Raw genomic sequence first — 19,730 nt, forward strand, 5'->3', positions numbered from 1 at the left:
CCTCAAACGGAGTAAAAGCAGATTTATCCATCTAAACCTGCCTTACATCAATTCCGTCATTCACAATTCTTCATAAAATGCTCGCTTCAACTTAATTCTACTGGTAGTGAGCAAATGGAACTCTTATGCCCAGCGGGTAACTTACCTGCTTTGAAAACCGCTATTGATTGTGGTGCGGATGCTGTCTATATCGGATTCAAAGACGATACCAATGCCCGACACTTTGCAGGCCTAAACTTTGCGGGTAAAAAGCTCGATCGTGCTGTGCAGTATGTGCATGACCACAACAAGAAAATTCATGTTGCCCTAAATACGTTTGCTCACCCAAATGGCTTCGACCGTTGGACTAATGCCGTAGACAACGCCGCTGCTCTGGGTGTTGATGCGCTGATCATCGCAGACATCGCGGTGCTTGAGTACGCAGCAAATAAGTATCCAGATCTCGAACTGCACCTATCAGTGCAAGCATCTGCGACCAATGCGGCGGCTATCGACTTCTACCATAAAAACTTCAACGTTAAGCGTGTCGTACTACCGCGTGTGTTGTCGATTCATCAGGTCAAACAGCTTTCTCGTAACATCACTTCTGACGTTGACCTTGAAGTATTCGCTTTTGGTAGCTTGTGCATCATGGCAGAAGGCCGTTGCTACCTCTCTTCATACATGACAGGCGAATCACCAAATACCGTTGGTGCTTGTTCTCCCGCAAAATACGTTCGCTGGCAAGAAACAGAAACTGGCCTCGAGTCTCGCTTGAACGAAATCCTTATCGATAAGTATGAAGCAGGTGAGAACGCAGGTTACCCAACGCTGTGTAAAGGCCGCTTTGAAGCCGAGATCGATGGTGAACGTAAGCGCTATCACGCACTTGAAGAGCCCACCAGCCTCAACACGCTATCCATGTTGCCTGAGCTTTTCGCGGCAAACGTTGCCTCAGTGAAGATTGAAGGTCGCCAACGCAGCCCGGCTTATGTTGAACAAGTCACTCGCACTTGGCGCGCAGCTATCGATCGCTACTTAGCGAACCCAGAACAATACCAAGTGGAACAAGCTTGGAATGCGACACTGGCGAATGTATCTGAAGGTACACAAACCACGCTTGGCGCTTATCACCGTAAATGGCAATAGAGCCAAATGGAGAACTCAATGAAATACGCATTAGGCCCTCTACTTTATTTTTGGCCAAAACAAGACGTTGAAAGCTTCTATGAGCAAGCGAAATCAAGCTCTGCCGATATCATCTACCTAGGTGAAGCGGTGTGTTCAAAGCGTCGTGAGATGAAAGCGAAACACTGGATGGACATTGCTAAAGAGCTGTCGGCTTCAGGTAAGCAAGTCGTACTTTCCACCATGGCATTGCTAGAAGCACCAAGCGAAGTCAACATCATGAAGAAGTACATCGATAACGGTGACTTTGCGATCGAAGCCAATGATGTGTCTGCAATTCAACTGGCCAGCGAAAGCAAAGTACCTTTCGTGGTTGGCCCGGCAGTAAACACCTACAACGCACGCACCCTGAACCTATTCTTGAAACAAGGCATGACGCGTTGGTGTATGCCGGTTGAGCTTTCTCGCGAATGGCTAAGCAACGTAATGACCCAGTGCGAAGAGCTAAATATTCGTAACAAGTTCGAAGTTGAAGTGTTTAGCCACGGCTACCTGCCGCTTGCTTACTCAGCACGCTGCTTTACCGCTCGCGCTGAAAACAAAGCTAAAGACGATTGCGAAACCTGCTGTATCAAGTACCCAACAGGGCTACAAGTAGAAAGCCAAGAAGGCCAATCAGTCTTCAACCTTAACGGTATTCAGACGCAATCAGGCTACTGCTACAACCTAGTCAATGATTTACCGAACATGCACGACCTGGTTGATGTGGTTCGTTTAAGCCCTCTCGGTATCGATACCTTCTCTGAAATCAATAACTTCAGAGCGAACGAGCAAGGTCAAAAACCGATGAAGATTGAAAGCCGCCAATGTAATGGTTACTGGCATCAGCTTGCAGGTTTAGACGTTAAGAACATCTAGTTCCTCGCATTGGACTAACCAGCAACAGATACAAAAAAGGTCTAGCGTTCGCTAGACCTTTTTAATGCGACTTAAGAAACACGGCCTATGCCGTCGCTGTTTCCATCGGTGAGGCATCGAGCTTCTTTAAGTCTTTGTAGAGCATTACCATCACCACCACACTTAGTGCGATGTTAGACAGTGGGTACGCAATCCAGATCCCCGGCACACCATACAACTTAGGCATAATGTACAAGAACGGTAGTTGGATAAGCATATTACCTATAGTCACAAACATCGCCTTGCTGCCCTTGTTCACCGCTTGATAGTAAGCAGCTGCGACTACCAAGAAGCCATCCAGCGCCAGTGCAAACATGTGAAGGCGAATACCCAACACGGTGTACTCAACCAACTGAGGTTCGTCTGAGTTAAATACTGATACAAACTCACGTGGGAACGCATTGAGAAGCAGCACGAACGCCACACCAATCAATACCGAACTCATCATCGCAATCTTAAGTAGCTTGCGGATGTTTGCTTGGTTACGCGCACCATGGTTGTAGCTCACCAATGGTTGCATGCCGTTGGCGATACCTTCAGCCGTGAGATAATAAACCGTCACGATGTAGCCCAAAATCGCGTAAGCACCGATCATCAACTGGTCGCCATATTGAGAGAACAACGCATTGTGCAACGCCACCATCATCGAACCATAAGCGTACATAAAGAAGCTTGATGTACCAATGGCGAAGATTTGTGGAATCACATCCAGCTTCAATCTCAACTCATTCCAACGTAAACGTAGGTTTGCTCGACGCGAGAAGAAGTAAGCCAAGCCGAGAGCCGTTACTACAAACTGGGCAATCGCTGTTGCTAATGCTGCACCCATCAACTCCCAGCCATAGAGAGCGATAAACAGGTAATCGAGCACGATATTAATCACCGCACCAACGATCATCAGTATCGTCGCTAAGTTCGGACTGTCATCGTTACGCAGTAGAAACGGCATCGCGATCGAACCTAGCGTGAAGACACTAGCACCAATCAGAATGTGTAAGTACTGCAGACCAAGTTCATACACTCGCCCTTCAGCGCCCTGCCAAAGCAAGAAGTTATCAGCAAACAAGAACAGCAATGCAGAGACAATAGGCGTTATCGCTAACAACAAGGTTAAGCCCGTTGCTAAGATCTGCTTAGCGCCTTGAGTATCTTTTTCACCTTGGCGAATCGAGACAAGCGCACCTGTGCCCACACCCACCAACATACCAATACCAAGAATCGAACCAATCACAGGCCACGCAACATTGATACCTGCAAGTCCATCAGCCCCCACATAGCGGCCAATGAAGATGCCATCCACCACTTGGTACAGGCCATTAACCAACATGGCCGCCACGGTAGGGATTGTGTATCGCCAAAATTGACGACTAATTGAGTTACTCATTTCTTACTCTACTTTCATTTGTGAGTCGCATATCAACAAGATATGACTCGAAAAATTAGTTAACAAGGCTAACTAAATATCTAAATTATTTACTTTAAAGCTTTATTTAATAATAGGTTTAACTGCTGAGATTCTTGCTCAGACAAACGGCTTTCCAGTATCTGTGCCATGACCTGATAGATCTTACTTTCTTCTTCCAAGCCGACTTCCGCTTTGCTGGTCAGTACGACCAACTTAGACCTCGCATCTTCGAGCGAAGCTTTACGCTCAACGAGACCTTTTCTCTCTAACCTTTGAACCATAGTAGTTGCTGAAGGCTTGGTTACTTGCATTTCAATCGCCAGATCTGTCAATCGGATCGGTTCAGGAGAGGCTTGAATGACCTTCAAATAGTCATATTCATTGAAGCTCAATTGGCAAATAGGATCTTCATTTACCTGAGTGCGCCATATCTTAGAGGCGAAGCGCTCAATCTTTTCTAAATTCTGGTTCAGCATACTCACCTAATCAAAGAATGGCATTTAGTTAGCAAGACTAACTATTTTAGTGTTGTTTAAATAAAAAGCAATCAAAACGAGATGAAGATCATAAAAAAGGAGCATAAAAAAACCGCTGACAGGCAGCGGCTTTTCGGAATCAAAATGTGTTGCTTACTTAGCGTTAGCTTCTTCTTCGGCCTCAGCTAACTTAACTTGTGCTAAGTGCTCAGCTTTAAGCGTGGTGAAGATACGGCTTAACTCTAAGAAAGAGTAACGGTGTTCTACGTATTCATACACGTTAAAAGAAACCGCTAACTTGTACAAAGAGATAGCATTCGCGTAATCACCATTCATATGGTAACGCTTAGCAAGGTAGAAGTACGTCTCTGTTAGACGCTGCGCAAGTAACGTGTTGTCACGAGTACCGGTTAAGATCGCCTTGAAAGCCTGCTCTTCAGTAATGTCATCAAGCATAATCGCGACTAATACCCAACCCCACTGCTCATCACGGCTCTCGTAACGTTTTTGCAAATCAAGCTTAGCCTGCTCTGGCGTCAGCTCATGCTGAATGATGTACAACCACAGAGCGCGAAACGGATCGCTAGGATCGTCGGCATAGTGCTTCATCATCTCTTCATTGGCTAAGTCGTAACGCTCGCCATAGTAAAGCGCGATAGAGCGGTTCCTTTCTGCGTAAGAGTTTGCAGGATCAAGCTCTAACGTAGAATCAAAAGATTCATAAGCCGCATCAAACTCCCCTACCTGCGTAAAGTAAACACCCAAAAGATTGAAGATATCAGGTTGAGCAGGGTTCAATGAAAGAGATTGGTTGAAGTCGAGACGCGCGAGATCACGCAGGCCAACACTGTCGTAGTAGTTACCACGTTCAAACAGCATCTTAGCTCGAACTTCATCGTTCAAATCTGGGCGCTGTAATAACTGACTAAGACGTGCAATTTGAACTTCTTGCTGAACGCTTGGTTGCAGTGGCACAGCCATCGGTGGATAAACCCAACTTGAGGTGTTATCTGATGTTGTCGCACAACCTGTTAGTACAAGCAGTAAACACATACTCGCGGTTTGAAACCATTTCACAAATAATTACTCCTGTTATGACCGCAATAAAAAAGGGGAGCGATATGCTCCCCTTTATAACATGCTTTGTTGACGATAGGTTAGAAATCACTAAAAAGCGATATCACCATCGACACACTGAGAATTACTCAGCAGCAGGTGCTTCGCCTTCAGCTGGCGTTTCAACTGCTTCTTTCATGCTTAGACGTACACGGCCTTGACGGTCAATTTCAAGAACCTTAACAGGAACTTCTTGACCTTCAGTTAGGTAGTCAGACACTTTCTCAACGCGCTTGTCAGCGATTTGAGAGATGTGTACTAGACCATCTTTACCTGGAAGGATAGTAACGAATGCACCGAAGTCAGCTAGACGAGCAACTTTACCTTGGTAAATGCGGCCAACTTCAACTTCAGCTGTGATCTCTTCGATACGACGGATAGCTTCTTTAGCAGCTGCGCCTTCAGTAGCAGCAATCTTGATTGTGCCATCGTCTTCGATTTCGATTGTAGTACCAGTTTCTTCACAAAGAGCACGGATAACTGCGCCGCCTTTACCGATAACATCTTTGATCTTATCAGAGCTGATTTTCATTGTGTGGATACGTGGAGCGAATTCAGAGATATCTTCACGAGCACCAGAGATAGCTTCATCCATTACAGAAAGGATGTGCTTACGTGCACCTTGCGCTTGGTTAAGTGCAATTTGCATGATCTCTTTAGTGATACCTTCGATCTTGATGTCCATTTGAAGTGCAGTGATACCAGCGTTAGTACCTGCTACTTTAAAGTCCATGTCACCTAGGTGATCTTCGTCGCCAAGGATGTCAGAAAGAACAACGAAATCGTCGCCTTCTTTAACAAGACCCATTGCGATACCCGCAACAGAAGCTTTGATTGGAACACCAGCATCCATAAGAGCTAGAGATGTACCACATACAGAAGCCATTGAAGAAGAACCGTTAGATTCTGTGATTTCCGATACAACACGAACTGTGTATGGGAATTCTTCAACAGAAGGCATTACTGCTTGGATACCACGTTTAGCAAGCTTACCGTGACCAATTTCACGACGCTTAGGAGAACCAACGAAACCAGTTTCACCTACACAGTATGGAGGGAAGTTGTAGTGTAGAAGGAAGTTGTCTTTCTTCTCACCCATCAGGCTGTCGATGATTTGAGCATCACGTTGTGTGCCAAGCGTTGCAGTAACAAGTGCTTGAGTTTCACCACGAGTGAATAGAGAAGAACCGTGTGTACGTGGAAGAACACCAGTACGTACGTCTAGCGCACGAACCATGTCTTTTTCACGGCCATCGATACGTGGGTTGCCAGCGATGATGCGGCTACGTACTACGTTTTTCTCTAGAGAACCAAGCATGCCGCGGATTTCGCGCTCATCTAGGTTTTCGTCTTGTGCAATTAGAGCTTCAACAACGTCGTTCTTGATTACGCCAACTTGCTCGTAACGAGCCATTTTCTCAGTGATCTGGTACGCGTCAGATAGACGAGTTTCAGCAAGTTCAGCAACTTGAGCTTTAAGCTCAGTGTTAACTGCTGGTGCTTCCCAGTTCCAAGATGGAGTTGCAACTTCAGCAGCAAACTCGTTGATTGCTTTGATTACAACTTGTTGTTGGTCGTGACCGTAAACAACAGCTGAAAGCATTTCTTCTTCAGATAGGTTATCTGCTTCAGATTCAACCATAAGTACTGCGCCTTCTGTACCAGACACAACTAGGTCTAGTTTAGAGTTTTCAAGCTCAGTATTTGATGGGTTAAGAACAAGTTCGCCGTCGATGTGACCAACACGTGCAGCACCGATAGGACCATTGAATGGAGCACCAGAGATAGCAAGCGCAGCAGATGTTGCGATCATAGTGATCATGTCTGGGTTTACGTCAGGGTTGATAGAAACAACCGTAGCGATAACTTGAACTTCGTTTTTAAACGCACTTGGGAAAAGTGGACGAATTGGACGGTCAATCAGACGAGCTGTTAGTGTTTCGCCTTCAGATGGACGACCTTCACGCTTGAAGAAACCACCAGGGATTTTACCCGCAGCGTATGTACGCTCTTGGTAGTTTACTGTTAGTGGGAAGAAGTCTTGACCTGCAACTGCTTCCTTCTTAGCAACAACAGAAACGAATACTGATGTATCGTCCATAGTCGCCATTACAGCAGCAGTAGCTTGACGTGCAATTACGCCCGTTTCTAGAGTAACGGTGTGGTTACCGTACTGGAACGATTTTACAACTGGTTTTTCAAACATTGTATATCCTTAGCTCTAAAGTCAGACTTTAGATTAAGTGAATAATGACTCAAGACATTACCAATCGCGACTAGTGAAAAGGGACTTAGGATGGTGACTCTTTGTATGTGTTCATACGCCGAATTAAGACCAAATCCGCCTTTGAATAGTCGCGACCTATTGGCCGACATCTGTGACTGTAATCTCTTGAGAGGTTGATTGCCAAACGCTGAAAACGCTATAGGCGGGCGTAGTATAAACTATTTTTATTAGGAGATATATTTCCTATCAGAAAAAGCCAGATGATATTCTGAGCATCCAGCCTAGCATTTTCTTACAGGCACAAAAAAAGGAGCATAAATGCTCCTTTTCTTCAAACTGTCTTTGCAGACATCGCTATTAGCGACGTAGGCCTAGACGCTTGATTAGGTCTTGGTAACGAGCAAGGTTTTTGCCTTTCAAGTAATCAAGAAGCTTACGACGGCTAGAAACCATACGTAGTAGACCACGACGGCTGTGGTGATCGTGTTTGTGCGCTTTGAAGTGACCTTGTAGGTGGTTGATAGAAGCAGTAAGTAGTGCTACTTGTACTTCTGGTGAACCTGTGTCGCCTTCAGATTGTGCGTATTCTGCAACGATTGCTGCTTTAGTTTCTGCATTCAGAGACATAATTCTCTCCTGATAAGAGTAAGTTTATATTTGTAGCAGCCAATCTCTGATTCAGCCGCTACGCGAGCCAAGGATTATAGGGAAGTTTGTCAGTTGGTGCAATAACAATCGAACCCATTAAAAACGAAAAAAGCGAACCACCTAAATTAGGCGTTCGCTTTCTATCTTATTTGCTCGCTTTTCACGACTCAGCGCTAAGATCCGATGTAAGCGCTACGCTTGTGGCTCTTCATCTCTGAAAACAACCAAACGCTTCGGTGCAACTCGGCCATCTTCAGCAATCTGAGCTACGCCGACAAACAGCTTCTCTTCGCCACTTGTCATACGAACCGTGCCTTCAGTTGGCGCACCAGCAACCTGAACTGGCATACCGTGCTGAACTAGGTCAGTCAGTTCCGCGTTCAGGTTTACTTCTGGTAAGTCTTCAACGGCAGTGTCCATTGGCATCAGCAGTGGATCAAGCAGCTCTTTCGGTGCAATTTCTTGCGCCTGTGCTTGCTCTAGGATCTCGTTTAACTGCTCCAAAGTCACCATACGCTCGTATGGGTACTTTGCGACACCTGTACGACGAAGCATGGTCACGTGAGCACCACAACCTAGCATTTCACCAAGGTCGTCGGTAATTGTGCGGATGTATGTGCCTTTCGAACAATGCACTTCCATTTCAACTTCATCACCTTCAAAGCGAAGCAGTTCAATAGAGTACACAGTGATCTTACGAGACTCACGAGGAACCTCGATACCTGCACGTGCGTATTCGTACAAAGGCTTACCTTGATACTTCAATGCCGAAAACATTGATGGTATCTGATCGGTTTCACCCTTGAAGCTCGCAATGCAACGTTCAAGCTGTTCTTGAGTCACGTTAACATCACGTGTCTCTACCACTTCACCATCAGAGTCAGAGGTATTGGTACGCTCACCAAGCTTAGCGATAACAACGTAGCGCTTATCAGAATCTAGAAGAAACTGAGAGAACTTCGTTGCTTCACCAAGACAAATTGGCAGCATGCCAGTCGCAAGAGGATCCAGAGCACCGGTGTGCCCTGCCTTCTCTGCAAAGTAAATACGCTTTACTTTTTGCAGTGCATCATTAGACGAAATGCCAGTCGGCTTATCTAATAGAATTACCCCGTTGATAGGGCGACCTTTACGACGGCGAGCCATTACTCTTCGCCCTTAGACTGAGCTTCGTCAGTGCGGCCAGCTTCTTCTTGCTTACGCTTATCATCGTTCAGAACTTCACTTACTAGGTTAGACATACGCATGCCTTCTACTAGTGTGTTGTCGTAAGTAAAACGAACTTCAGGCGTTAGACGGTGGCGAATACGCTTACCAAGAGCCATACGAACTGGCACTTCATGCTCTTTAAGAGCTTTAAGGCATGATTCCGGTGTTTGCTCACCAACACACAGGAAAGTCACGAACACTTTTGCGTAAGCAAGGTCACGAGACACTTCTACGTCTGAGATAGTTACCATACCAATACGTGAGTCACGAACTTCACGTTGTAGGATAAGAGCAAGCTCTTTTTGAAGCTGCTGAGACACACGTTGTGTGCGGCTAAATTCTTTTGACATTTTCTTTTCTCACTTAGAAAGATGGGGGGCTTGGTAATTACCAGCCCCCCATGGTGTATTCAACAACCGATTACTTATTACCTTTACTAGTAATGTTAGTAACCTTAGTCAATATGTCGAGTCGTACAGACTGATTAGTCTAGAGTACGTTTAACCTCAACGATTTCGAATACTTCGATCTGGTCACCAACGCGAACGTCGTTGTAGTTCTTAACGCCGACACCACACTCGTAACCGTTCTTAACTTCTTGTACGTCATCTTTAAAGCGACGAAGTGACTCTAGTTCACCTTCGTAGATAACAACGTTTTCACGAAGTACACGGATTGGGTTGCTACGCTTAATCGTACCTTCAGTCACGATACAACCAGCGATTGCACCAAGTTTAGGCGACTTAAATACGTCACGAACTTGTGCAAGACCAATGATCTCTTGACGGAATTCAGGAGCAAGCATACCGCCCATCGCCTGTTTAACTTCATCAATTAGTTGGTAAATAATTGAGTAGTAACGTAGATCTAGGTTTTCGTTCTGAACCGTGTTACGCGCAGTTGCGTCAGCACGAACGTTGAAACCAAGGATGATAGCGTTAGAAGCTGCAGCAAGCGTTGCATCAGTTTCAGTAATACCACCAACACCAGAACCTACGATGTTCACTTTCACTTCGTCAGTTGACAGTTTCAGTAGAGAGTCAGCAATCGCTTCTACAGAACCTTGAACGTCAGCTTTAAGTACCACGTTAAGCTCAGCAACTTCGCCAGCCGTCATGTTCGCGAACATGTTCTCTAGTTTCGCTTTTTGTTGGCGAGCTAGTTTAACATCACGGAATTTACCTTGACGGTAGTTCGCAACTTCACGTGCTTTACGCTCATCACGTACAACAGTCGCTTCATCGCCTGACGAAGGAACACCAGAAAGACCTAGAATTTCTACAGGAATAGATGGACCTGCAGTTTCGATGTCTTTACCGTTTTCATCACGCATTGCACGAACACGGCCGTACTCTTGACCACAAAGAACGATATCGCCTTTGTTTAGAGTACCAGACTGTACTAGTACTGTTGCAACTGGACCACGACCTTTATCAAGACGAGATTCAACAACAACACCAGACGCCATGCCTTCTTTAACCGCTGTAAGTTCAAGAACTTCAGACTGAAGAAGGATTGCTTCTAGAAGACCATCGATGTTTGTACCCTGTTTTGCAGAGATGTGAACGAAGATGTTCTCACCACCCCATTCTTCAGGGATAACGTCGTATTGAGCTAGCTCATTCTTAACGTTGTCTGGGTTTGCACCCTCTTTATCGATCTTGTTCACAGCAACAATCAGAGGAACGCCTGCCGCTTTCGCGTGCTGGATTGCTTCGATTGTTTGTGGCATTACGCCATCGTCTGCTGCAACTACAAGTACAACGATATCTGTCGCTTGAGCACCACGAGCACGCATAGCGGTAAACGCCGCGTGTCCAGGAGTATCAAGGAAAGTGATCATGCCGTTGTCAGTATCTACGTGGTAAGCACCAATGTGCTGCGTGATACCGCCAGCTTCCCCAGAAGCAACGTGTGCTTTACGAATGTAGTCAAGTGTTGAAGTTTTACCGTGGTCAACGTGACCCATGATAGTAACAACAGGAGCACGACCTTCAGCGATAGCATCGCTATCACGGTCAGCTAGTACTGCTTCTTCAAGTTCGTTTTCTTTACGTAGGATTACCTTGTGACCCATTTCTTCAGCAACAAGTTGTGCTGTTTCTTGGTCGATCACTTGGTTGATAGTCGCCATAGCGCCCATCTTCATCATTACTTTGATAACTTCAGTTGCTTTAACTGACATTTTGCTAGCCAGTTCAGAAACAACGATAGTTTCGCCGATAGCAACGTCAGATTTAGCAACAGTTGCTGACTTATCGAAGCCTTGCTGCATTGAAGTTGGTTTAGCAAGCTTACCTTTACCGCCACGACCACGTTGGTTACGACCACCACGGTTGTTTGCAGGTTGGTTAGCAGGAGCTGCTTTCTTCTTGCGACGACGAGGTGCTTTCTCATCTTTCTTATCTGCCGCATCTTCAGCTTCACGAGCGTAAGTAGAAGTAGTCACATGGTAATCCGCAGATTTCTCTTGCTCTTTCTTCTTCTTCTCTTCTTCAGACCAACGTTCTTGGTTCTCTTCTGCTAACTTACGAGCTTCTTCAACAAGCTTAGCTGCTTCAGCTTCTGCTTTACGAGTTGCTTCTAGCTCTTGACGAGCTTTAAGTTCATCCGCTTCTTTTTTCGCTTGTGCGTTAGCGTCTGCATTTTTTGAATTCATGTCTTTTTTAGCCTTTTCAGCTTGTGCGCGTTGAGCCTTCTCTTCAGCTTCACGTTTTGCATCCGCTTCACGTGTTACTTTTTCTTCGGCTTCGCGCTGTGCTTTCTCTGCAGCATCACGTTTCGCTTGCTCTTCAGCATCGCGTTGTGCTTTCTCTTCCGCTTCACGATTAGCTACTTCCTCAGCTTCACGTTTCGCTTCATCTTCAATAGTGCTGCGCTTCACGTAAGTACGCTTTTTACGTACCTCTACTTGAACATCCTTACTCTTACCGCCTCCAGCGGCAACACTTAGCGTGCTGCGGGTCTTGCGTTGAAGAGTTAAACGAGTCGGTTCTGTTTCGCCTGAAGTATCGCCGTGCTCCTTTTTAAGGTGCGTTAGCAATGTTTGCTTCTCTGAATCAGTCACTTGATCCGACCCTGCTTTCTTCATGCCTGCATCAGCAAGTTGTTCAATTAAGCGGTCAACTGGCGTACCAATCTCTTCACTCAGTGCTTTAACTGTTAATTGTGTCATACCGCTTTCTCTCCTTGCTGAATTATTCTTCGTCGCCGAACCAACAGATGTTACGCGCAGCCATAATTAGCTCGCCTGCACGCTCTGCAGTTAGGTCTTCGATGCCTTCTAGTTCATCAACGCCTTGGTCAGCTAGGTCTTCCAGTGTCGCAACGCCTTTTGCTGCTAGCTTGTAAGCCATTTCACGCTCAAGACCTTCAAGTGCAAGTAAGTCTTCAGCAGGCTCAACACCGTCGAAAGTTTCTTCTTTCGCTAGCGCTAGAGTAGTCAGTGCGTCTTTTGCGCGGTTACGTAGTTCTTCAACGATACCTTCGTCTAGACCGTCTACTTCAAGAAGCTCGTTCACAGGAACGTATGCTACTTCTTCAAGCGTAGAGAAGCCTTCTTCAACAAGCATTTGAGCAAAGTCTTCTTCAATGTCTAGGTGCTTCATGAAGTTTTCAATAGAGGCAACTGCTTCTTCTTGGTGCTTCTTCTCAAGATCAGCAACAGTCATTACGTTCAGTTCCCAACCAGTAAGTTGAGACGCTAGACGTACGTTTTGACCGCTACGGCCAATCGCTTGTGCTAGGTTATCCGCTTCAACAGCGATATCCATAGAGTGTGCGTCTTCATCAACGATGATTGAAGCAACATCAGCAGGAGCCATTGCGTTGATTACGAATTGAGCCGGGTTATCATCCCAAAGAACGATATCGATACGTTCACCACCAAGATCGTTAGAAACAGCTTGTACACGTGCGCCACGCATACCAACACACGCACCAACTGGGTCAATACGTTTGTCGTTTGTTTTCACAGCGATTTTAGCACGAGAACCAGCGTCACGTGCAGCACCTTTAAGTTCAATTAGCTCTTCACCAATCTCAGGCACTTCAACACGGAATAGTTCAGCTAGCATTTCTGGCTTCGAACGAGTAACGAAAAGCTGGAAACCACGAGCTTCTGGTTTAACTGCGTAAAGAAGACCACGAACACGGTCACCTGGACGGAAGTTTTCACGAGGAAGTTGGTCATCACGAAGGATTACCGCTTCAGCGTTGTTACCTAGGTCTAGAATAATAGTGTCACGGTTAACTTTCTTAACTGCGCCAGTTACTAGCTCGCCTTCGTTATCGATGAACTGCTCAACGATTTGAGCGCGTTCAGCTTCACGTACTTTCTGTACGATAACTTGCTTAGCCGTTTGAGTCGTAATACGGTCAAACGTTACTGATTCGATATCATCTTCAATGAAACCGCCAAGTTCGATCTCTGGGTCATCGTACTTTGCAGCTTCAATAGAGATTTCTTTTGTTGGGAATTCAACTTCCTCAACAGCTTCCCAACGACGGAAAGTTTCGAAATCACCCGTTTTACGGTCAATTTCAACACGAACTTCAATTTCTAGTTCGCTTTTCTTTTTTGTTGCCGTTGCAAGCGCGATTTCAAGCGCTTCAAAAATACGCTCACGAGGAACTGCTTTCTCATTTGAAACAGCTTCTACTACCGCCAAAATTTCTTTGTTCATTAATCTAGCCTCTTAAGCTCTTCTCTCTAGGAGAACTAAAATTTAGGGATCAGGTTAGCTTTCGCAATATTGCTCAGGACGAATTCTTCTTCTTGTCCTTCAACCAATACTTTCACTGTCTCGCCTTCGATAGATTGGATATCACCTTTCCATTTACGACGGTTGCCGACAGCCATTTTCAAAACGATGCTTACCTCGTGACCAATAAATTGTTGGTAATGCTCTGCTTTGAACAGTGGTCTCTCTAAACCTGGTGAAGACACTTCAAGGTTATAAGCCACTGAAATTGGATCTTCAACGTCCATTACGGCACTTACTTGGTGGCTAACTTCAGCGCAATCATCTACATTGATACCGTTTGGTGAATCGATGTAAATACGTAGCGTTGAGTGCTCACCAGCACGAATAAATTCTAATCCAACTAACTCATAACCTGATGCTGCTACTGGAGCGTCAAGCATTTCAGTAAGTTGTCTTTCTAAACCAGTCATTTAACCACTCCAGAAACAAAAAAAGGGCTCAAAGCCCAATTTAAATTCCAAGCAAACATTATCTAAATACATTTACAAATGCTTAGATAACAAAAAACCCCGTATAAGCCGGGGTTTTTGTTGCTGGACCCTTATATGTTAAGTGCCATCACATTCGATATCGCACCTAACTCACAGTGAGGTTCACACTGTGCAAACTTGCTACCAATACAAGCTATATAATAGCATTGAAATTGGTTGCGGGAGCCGGATTTGAACCGACGACCTTCGGGTTATGAGCCCGACGAGCTACCAAACTGCTCCATCCCGCGTCCGACTTGCGAGCATTATACGCCCAACAAGATGTTTTACAAGTTTGTAAACATGGTGCCGAGAGAGGGACTCGAACCCTCACACCCTAAGGCACTAGCACCTCATGCTAGCGTGTCTACCAATTTCACCATCTCGGCATCAAATCTTTACAGATTATTGTGGAATTTCGTCGCCTTGCGCCGGAACTTCACTCACTGCATCATCAGCTTGTTGAATCACCTGACCTTGGGTCGGGTCAATCCATTGTGACTCAGTTTTATGTGTAGACATATTACCAAGCACTAAGCTAAGGATAAAAAATGTAGTTGCAAAAATTGCAGTCATTCGGGTAAGGAAATTTCCTGAGCCACCAGCACCAAACACAGTGTTTGAAGCGCCAGCACCGAAAGAGGCTCCCATATCTGCGCCTTTACCTTGTTGAATCAACACTAGGCCAATTACACCAAGCGCTGCCAACAGGTAAATCACAAGTAGAACTGTAAACATTTTTCCACCTATGTTCCTAATTGTTGAGCCAGCGCCGTTCAAAAAACTATTTTTAAGAACAAGGCTAGCGACCTCCTAACTGAAGGCCGAGCAATACTAGCGAATGCGACGATGGCTGACAAGGAGAATTTGCTAAAAAATAAGCCTTTACCAAGTGAATGGTCAAAAAAAGGTCAAAAGCGACACAAAACTCATTTACGTCTCTTTTGACCGTTATATCTTTTGACCGTGATATAAGTCAACCACTTCTAATCACAGGCGCTATTCGCTGCGCCAGCTAAGTAAAAGGTTAAATTAGCAGTTTGCTTTTACTGCATCTGCAATCTTAAGCGCTGATGCTTGAACAAGCTCTGCATCTTCGCCTTCAACCATGACACGCAGTAGTGGCTCGGTACCAGACTTGCGTAATAGCACACGACCTTTCTCGCCAAGCTCAGCTTCTACTTCAACAACCGCTGCTTTTACCGCTTCAGCTTCCAATGGGTTTGAATCTCCGCTGAAACGAACGTTTTCTAGAACTTGAGGGTATAACGTCATGCCCTGAGACAGCTCATTCAGCGTCATTTCACTATCAACAACTGAAGCCAACACTTGCAGAGCAGCAACGATAGCATCACCCGTCGTCACTTTATCTAGTAGGATAACATGCCCCGAATTTTCAGCGCCGATCTTCCAGCCTTTAGCAAGAAGCTGTTCCATTACGTAACGGTCACCAACAGCAGCACGAACAAACGGAATACCTAACTGCTTAAGGCCATTTTCCATACCAAGGTTGGTCATTAGTGTACCAACAACGCCACCTTTCAACTCACCGCGACGCAGTGCATCACGAGCAATGATGTAAGCGATTTGATCGCCATCAACTTTGTTACCTAGCTCGTCAACCATGATGATACGGTCACCATCACCATCAAAGCCAAGGCCTAATGCCGCTTTTTCTTCAACCACTTTTGCTTGCAGAGCACGTACATCTGTCGCACCGACTTCGTGGTTGATATTAGTACCGTTTGGCTCAACACCAATCGCAATAACTTCAGCACCCAGCTCTTTAAATACGGCAGGAGCTATGTGGTAAGTCGCACCATGTGCACAATCGACAACAATTTTCATTCCTGCAAGCGTCATCTGATTTGGGAATGTGCTCTTACAGAACTCGATGTAACGGCCAGCCGCATCGTTCAAACGTACTGCTTTACCAAGCTCAAATGAATCAACACATTCGATGTCTTTATCCAATTCAGCTTCAATTGCCAACTCGATATCGTCCGGCAGTTTTGTTCCCTCAGAAGAGAAGAACTTGATACCGTTATCGTAGTATGGGTTGTGTGATGCAGAGATAACGATCCCTGCTTCAGCGCGGAAGGTTTGAGTTAGGTAAGCCACAGCAGGTGTTGGCATTGGGCCAGTAAACGTAGCCTGAAGACCAGCAGCAGCAAGGCCAGCTTCTAGCGCTGACTCAAGCATGTAACCAGAGATACGAGTATCTTTACCAATGATGACTTTCTTTGTGCCTTGCTTCGCAAGAACACGACCCGCAGCCCAGCCAAGCTTCAGAACAAAATCAGGTGTAATCGGGTACTGGCCTACTTTGCCACGTACACCATCTGTGCCGAAGTAACGTCTCTTATCAGACATATTGATTTTCCTTAATTATGATTAGTGATTGTTATTCATCACTTCGATTATCTTCATCGCTTCCAATGTATCTTCAACATCATGAACGCGAATAATTTGTGCGCCTTTGATTGCAGCGATGGTAGCGCAAGTGACGCTAGCAACCATGCAATCTGCTGGAGCTTTGTCTAGTAGCTTAAAGATCATCGACTTTCTCGACATCCCCGCTAAGACTGGCAACCCAAGCCTGTGAAACTTTTCAAGGTGCGCTAATAGGTGGTAATTATGCTCAATGGTTTTACCAAAACCAAAACCAGGATCCAGAATCAGCTGATCTTTTGATATACCAACAGCCTCACAAGCCTCCACCCTTTCTTTTAAGAACGCTTCAACATCCATTAGGACATCATCGTAATTAGGGTTAGCTTGCATGGTTCTTGGCTGACCTTTCATGTGCATCAGGCAAACTGGCACATTAGCATCGGCGGCCGCTTCCAGAGCTCCGGGCTCTTGTAGTGCGCGCACATCATTGATCAAATCAGCCCCCGCTTCAACGGCTTGGCGCATCACTTCAGCTTTACTGGTATCAATGGAGATCCACACATCAAACTTAGCGCGAATTGCTTTAATGGCAGGAATAACGCGAGCGAGCTCTTCTTCTAAAGGTACATCAGGTGCTCCCGGGCGAGTTGATTCACCACCAATGTCAATAATGCTAACACCAGCTTGAATCATTCGCTCTGCTTGCAGTAGAGCACTATCTAATGAATTGAATTTTCCGCCATCAGAGAAAGAGTCAGGCGTAACATTGAGGATACCCATCACATGTGGGCGGTCTAAAACGAGCGTTTTATTGTGTGCTTTTAATATCATGGAAGGTGGGTCTTAAAGGTAAAAACATCTAGGGCTAGAAACAGAAAAACCCTGAGCGTACTCAGGGTTTTAATTTAAAGCTTAGCAATTAAGAATCTTTGTTTTGAGCATCATCTGCTTCAGATTTAGCTTCTTCAACTTTCGACTCTTCAGCTTTTGGTTCCGCTTTAGCTTCTTCTGCCTTAGCTTCAGGTTTTGCTTCTTCCTTTGTAGGTTCAGCTTTTACCTGATCACCCCAACCAGCTGGATCACGAATCTCTTGCTTACGCTCCATCAAGTCATCAATTTGACCTGCATCGATCGTTTCGAACTTCATTAGAGCGTCTTTCATCGAATGCATGATATCCATGTTATCTTCAAGAATCTTCTTAGCTCTATCGTAGTTACGGTCGATAAGAATACGAATTTCTTCATCGATCAGCTTAGTCGTATCGTCAGAAACATGTTTCGCTTGGCTCATACCACGACCTAAGAAAACTTCACCTTCTTCTTCAGCATATAGAAGAGGACCCAGTTTTTCAGAGAAGCCCCACTGCGTAACCATCTTGCGAGCAATATCAGTTGCACGTTCGATATCGTTAGACGCACCAGTCGAAACTTTGTCTTTACCGTAGATAAGTTCTTCAGCAAGACGACCACCGTACAAACTAGAGATCATTGATTCTAGATGTTGGCGAGACATGCTTACGCGGTCTTGCTCAGGTAGGTACATAGTTACACCAAGCGCACGACCACGTGGAATGATTGACACCTTGTACACTGGATCGTGTTCAGGTACCAAACGACCAACAATTGCGTGACCCGCTTCGTGGTAAGCCGTTGACTCTTTCACTTCTTCAGACATAACCATTGAACGGCGCTCTGCACCCATCATAATTTTGTCTTTCGCAAGTTCAAACTCAACCATAGATACATTGCGCTTGTTACCACGAGCAGCAAATAGCGCCGCTTCGTTCACAAGGTTCGCAAGATCTGCACCAGAGAAGCCTGGAGTACCACGAGCGATCAGCGATGGTTCAACATCACCTGATAGTGGCACTTTACGCATGTGTACTTTAAGAATCTGTTCACGACCACGTACATCAGGCAGACCAACCACAACTTGACGGTCAAAACGACCAGGACGAAGTAATGCAGGGTCTAGTACGTCTGGACGGTTAGTCGCAGCGATAACGATAATACCTTCGTTACCTTCGAAACCATCCATCTCAACCAACATTTGGTTCAGTGTTTGTTCACGTTCATCGTGACCACCACCAACACCAGCGCCACGTTGACGACCTACAGCATCAATTTCATCGATAAAGATGATACAAGGTGCCGCTTTCTTCGCTTGTTCGAACATGTCACGCACACGAGATGCACCAACACCAACAAACATTTCAACGAAGTCAGAACCAGAGATAGTAAAGAACGGTACTTTCGCTTCACCGGCAATCGCTTTTGCAAGCAGTGTTTTACCCGTACCAGGAGGACCAACCAACAGGATACCTGTCGGGATCTTACCACCTAGCTTTTGGAAGCGGCTTGGGTCACGAAGGTAGTCCACAAGCTCTTTCACGTCTTCTTTTGCTTCGTCACAACCAGCAACATCCGCAAACATCGTTTTGATTTGTTCTTCGCTCATCATTCGAGCTTTACTCTTACCGAAAGACATCGCGCCTTTACCGCCGCCGCCGCCTTGCATTTGACGCATGAAGAAAATCCATACACCAATCAGTAAGATCATTGGGAACCATGAGATGAAGATAGTGCCAAGCAGGCTCTGCTCTTCAGGTGGTGTACCCTGAACTTTTACGTTTTGATTAATTAAGTCATCAAGTAGCTTTTGATCATAAACAGGCATGTAAGTTACATACTTAGAACCACCACCACGACGTGTGAAAGTGATTTCGCTGTTATTGAACTGTGCGTCTTGAATCTGGCCTTGGCCAACTTCCTGTACAAACGTGGTGTAATCTACTGCTCTGCCGTTACTTTCCCCAGGGCCGAAGCTCTGGAATACCGACATCAACACTACCGCGATAACAAGCCACAGAATTAAATTTTTTGCCATGTCACTCAAGGTGTAAGCCTCTCGATAACTAATTGTAATTAAAGGTAGGGTACTACAGTTTGTAACCT

16 protein-coding genes and 2 tRNA genes are annotated in these 19,730 nt (G+C 45.5%); 2 read left to right on the top strand and 16 right to left on the bottom strand.

Going from position 1 to position 19,730, the window contains the following annotated elements:
* Positions 1-114 precede the first annotated feature (114 nt).
* Positions 115-1,128 (top strand): peptidase U32 family protein, encoded by a 1,014-nt coding sequence (locus AB4133_RS05290; protein WP_017068227.1) that lies wholly within the window; start codon positions 115-117, stop codon positions 1,126-1,128.
* 18 nt (positions 1,129-1,146) lie between these two features.
* Positions 1,147-2,025: a U32 family peptidase gene (locus tag AB4133_RS05295; RefSeq protein WP_017059237.1), complete on the top strand. Its 879-nt coding sequence runs from the start codon at positions 1,147-1,149 to the stop codon at positions 2,023-2,025.
* An 85-nt stretch (positions 2,026-2,110) separates the two neighbouring features.
* On the opposite strand, the gene AB4133_RS05300 is transcribed toward AB4133_RS05295, so the two are convergent.
* The 16 genes from AB4133_RS05300 to ftsH form a co-directional block, all read right to left on the bottom strand.
* Positions 2,111-3,448, bottom strand: a complete 1,338-nt coding sequence (locus tag AB4133_RS05300) for an MATE family efflux transporter (RefSeq protein WP_017065966.1) — start codon at positions 3,446-3,448, stop codon at positions 2,111-2,113.
* A gap of 89 nt (positions 3,449-3,537) precedes the next feature.
* The gene (locus AB4133_RS05305) at positions 3,538-3,945 is read right to left on the bottom strand and encodes a MarR family winged helix-turn-helix transcriptional regulator (protein ID WP_017056675.1); all 408 of its coding nucleotides are present in this window, start codon (positions 3,943-3,945) and stop codon (positions 3,538-3,540) included.
* A gap of 153 nt (positions 3,946-4,098) precedes the next feature.
* Entirely contained in the window at positions 4,099-5,022 is a 924-nt protein-coding gene (gene nlpI, locus AB4133_RS05310) for a lipoprotein NlpI (RefSeq protein ID WP_017059235.1), read from the bottom strand.
* A 124-nt stretch (positions 5,023-5,146) separates the two neighbouring features.
* The gene (gene pnp, locus AB4133_RS05315; protein WP_017059234.1) at positions 5,147-7,267 is read right to left on the bottom strand and encodes a polyribonucleotide nucleotidyltransferase; all 2,121 of its coding nucleotides are present in this window, start codon (positions 7,265-7,267) and stop codon (positions 5,147-5,149) included.
* 378 nt (positions 7,268-7,645) lie between these two features.
* Positions 7,646-7,915 carry a 30S ribosomal protein S15 gene (gene rpsO, locus AB4133_RS05320; RefSeq protein WP_010436144.1) on the bottom strand — a complete coding sequence of 90 codons (270 nt, stop codon included), beginning with the start codon at positions 7,913-7,915 and terminating at the stop codon, positions 7,646-7,648.
* 213 nt (positions 7,916-8,128) lie between these two features.
* Positions 8,129-9,082: a tRNA pseudouridine(55) synthase TruB gene (gene truB / locus AB4133_RS05325; RefSeq protein ID WP_017059233.1), complete on the bottom strand. Its 954-nt coding sequence runs from the start codon at positions 9,080-9,082 to the stop codon at positions 8,129-8,131.
* Positions 9,082-9,495: a 30S ribosome-binding factor RbfA gene (gene rbfA / locus AB4133_RS05330; RefSeq protein ID WP_017059232.1), complete on the bottom strand. Its 414-nt coding sequence runs from the start codon at positions 9,493-9,495 to the stop codon at positions 9,082-9,084. Before rbfA ends, truB begins: the two co-directional genes overlap by 1 nt.
* Before the next feature lie 134 nt (positions 9,496-9,629).
* Entirely contained in the window at positions 9,630-12,320 is a 2,691-nt protein-coding gene (infB, locus tag AB4133_RS05335; protein WP_017059231.1) for a translation initiation factor IF-2, read from the bottom strand.
* A 22-nt stretch (positions 12,321-12,342) separates the two neighbouring features.
* Positions 12,343-13,830, bottom strand: a complete 1,488-nt coding sequence (gene nusA / locus AB4133_RS05340; RefSeq protein WP_017059230.1) for a transcription termination factor NusA — start codon at positions 13,828-13,830, stop codon at positions 12,343-12,345.
* 35 nt (positions 13,831-13,865) lie between these two features.
* Positions 13,866-14,321 carry a ribosome maturation factor RimP gene (gene rimP / locus AB4133_RS05345; protein ID WP_004738265.1) on the bottom strand — a complete coding sequence of 152 codons (456 nt, stop codon included), beginning with the start codon at positions 14,319-14,321 and terminating at the stop codon, positions 13,866-13,868.
* A gap of 234 nt (positions 14,322-14,555) precedes the next feature.
* Positions 14,556-14,632: transfer RNA gene (locus AB4133_RS05350), tRNA-Met, on the bottom strand.
* Positions 14,633-14,685: 53 nt separating this feature from the next.
* A tRNA-Leu gene (locus tag AB4133_RS05355) sits at positions 14,686-14,770 on the bottom strand.
* Positions 14,771-14,786: 16 nt separating this feature from the next.
* Positions 14,787-15,119: a preprotein translocase subunit SecG gene (gene secG / locus AB4133_RS05360; RefSeq protein ID WP_017059392.1), complete on the bottom strand. Its 333-nt coding sequence runs from the start codon at positions 15,117-15,119 to the stop codon at positions 14,787-14,789.
* A 294-nt stretch (positions 15,120-15,413) separates the two neighbouring features.
* Positions 15,414-16,754 (bottom strand): phosphoglucosamine mutase, encoded by a 1,341-nt coding sequence (gene glmM, locus AB4133_RS05365; RefSeq protein WP_017072092.1) that lies wholly within the window; start codon positions 16,752-16,754, stop codon positions 15,414-15,416.
* 21 nt (positions 16,755-16,775) lie between these two features.
* Positions 16,776-17,606 carry a dihydropteroate synthase gene (gene folP, locus AB4133_RS05370; protein ID WP_372224047.1) on the bottom strand — a complete coding sequence of 277 codons (831 nt, stop codon included), beginning with the start codon at positions 17,604-17,606 and terminating at the stop codon, positions 16,776-16,778.
* Positions 17,607-17,694: 88 nt separating this feature from the next.
* Positions 17,695-19,662: an ATP-dependent zinc metalloprotease FtsH gene (ftsH, locus tag AB4133_RS05375; RefSeq protein ID WP_372132660.1), complete on the bottom strand. Its 1,968-nt coding sequence runs from the start codon at positions 19,660-19,662 to the stop codon at positions 17,695-17,697.
* Between the last annotated feature and the right edge of the window lie 68 nt (positions 19,663-19,730).

Origin of the sequence: Vibrio sp. 10N.286.52.F8, assembly GCF_041468745.1 — a bacterium.
Classification (GTDB): Bacteria; Pseudomonadota; Gammaproteobacteria; order Enterobacterales; family Vibrionaceae; genus Vibrio; species Vibrio crassostreae_C.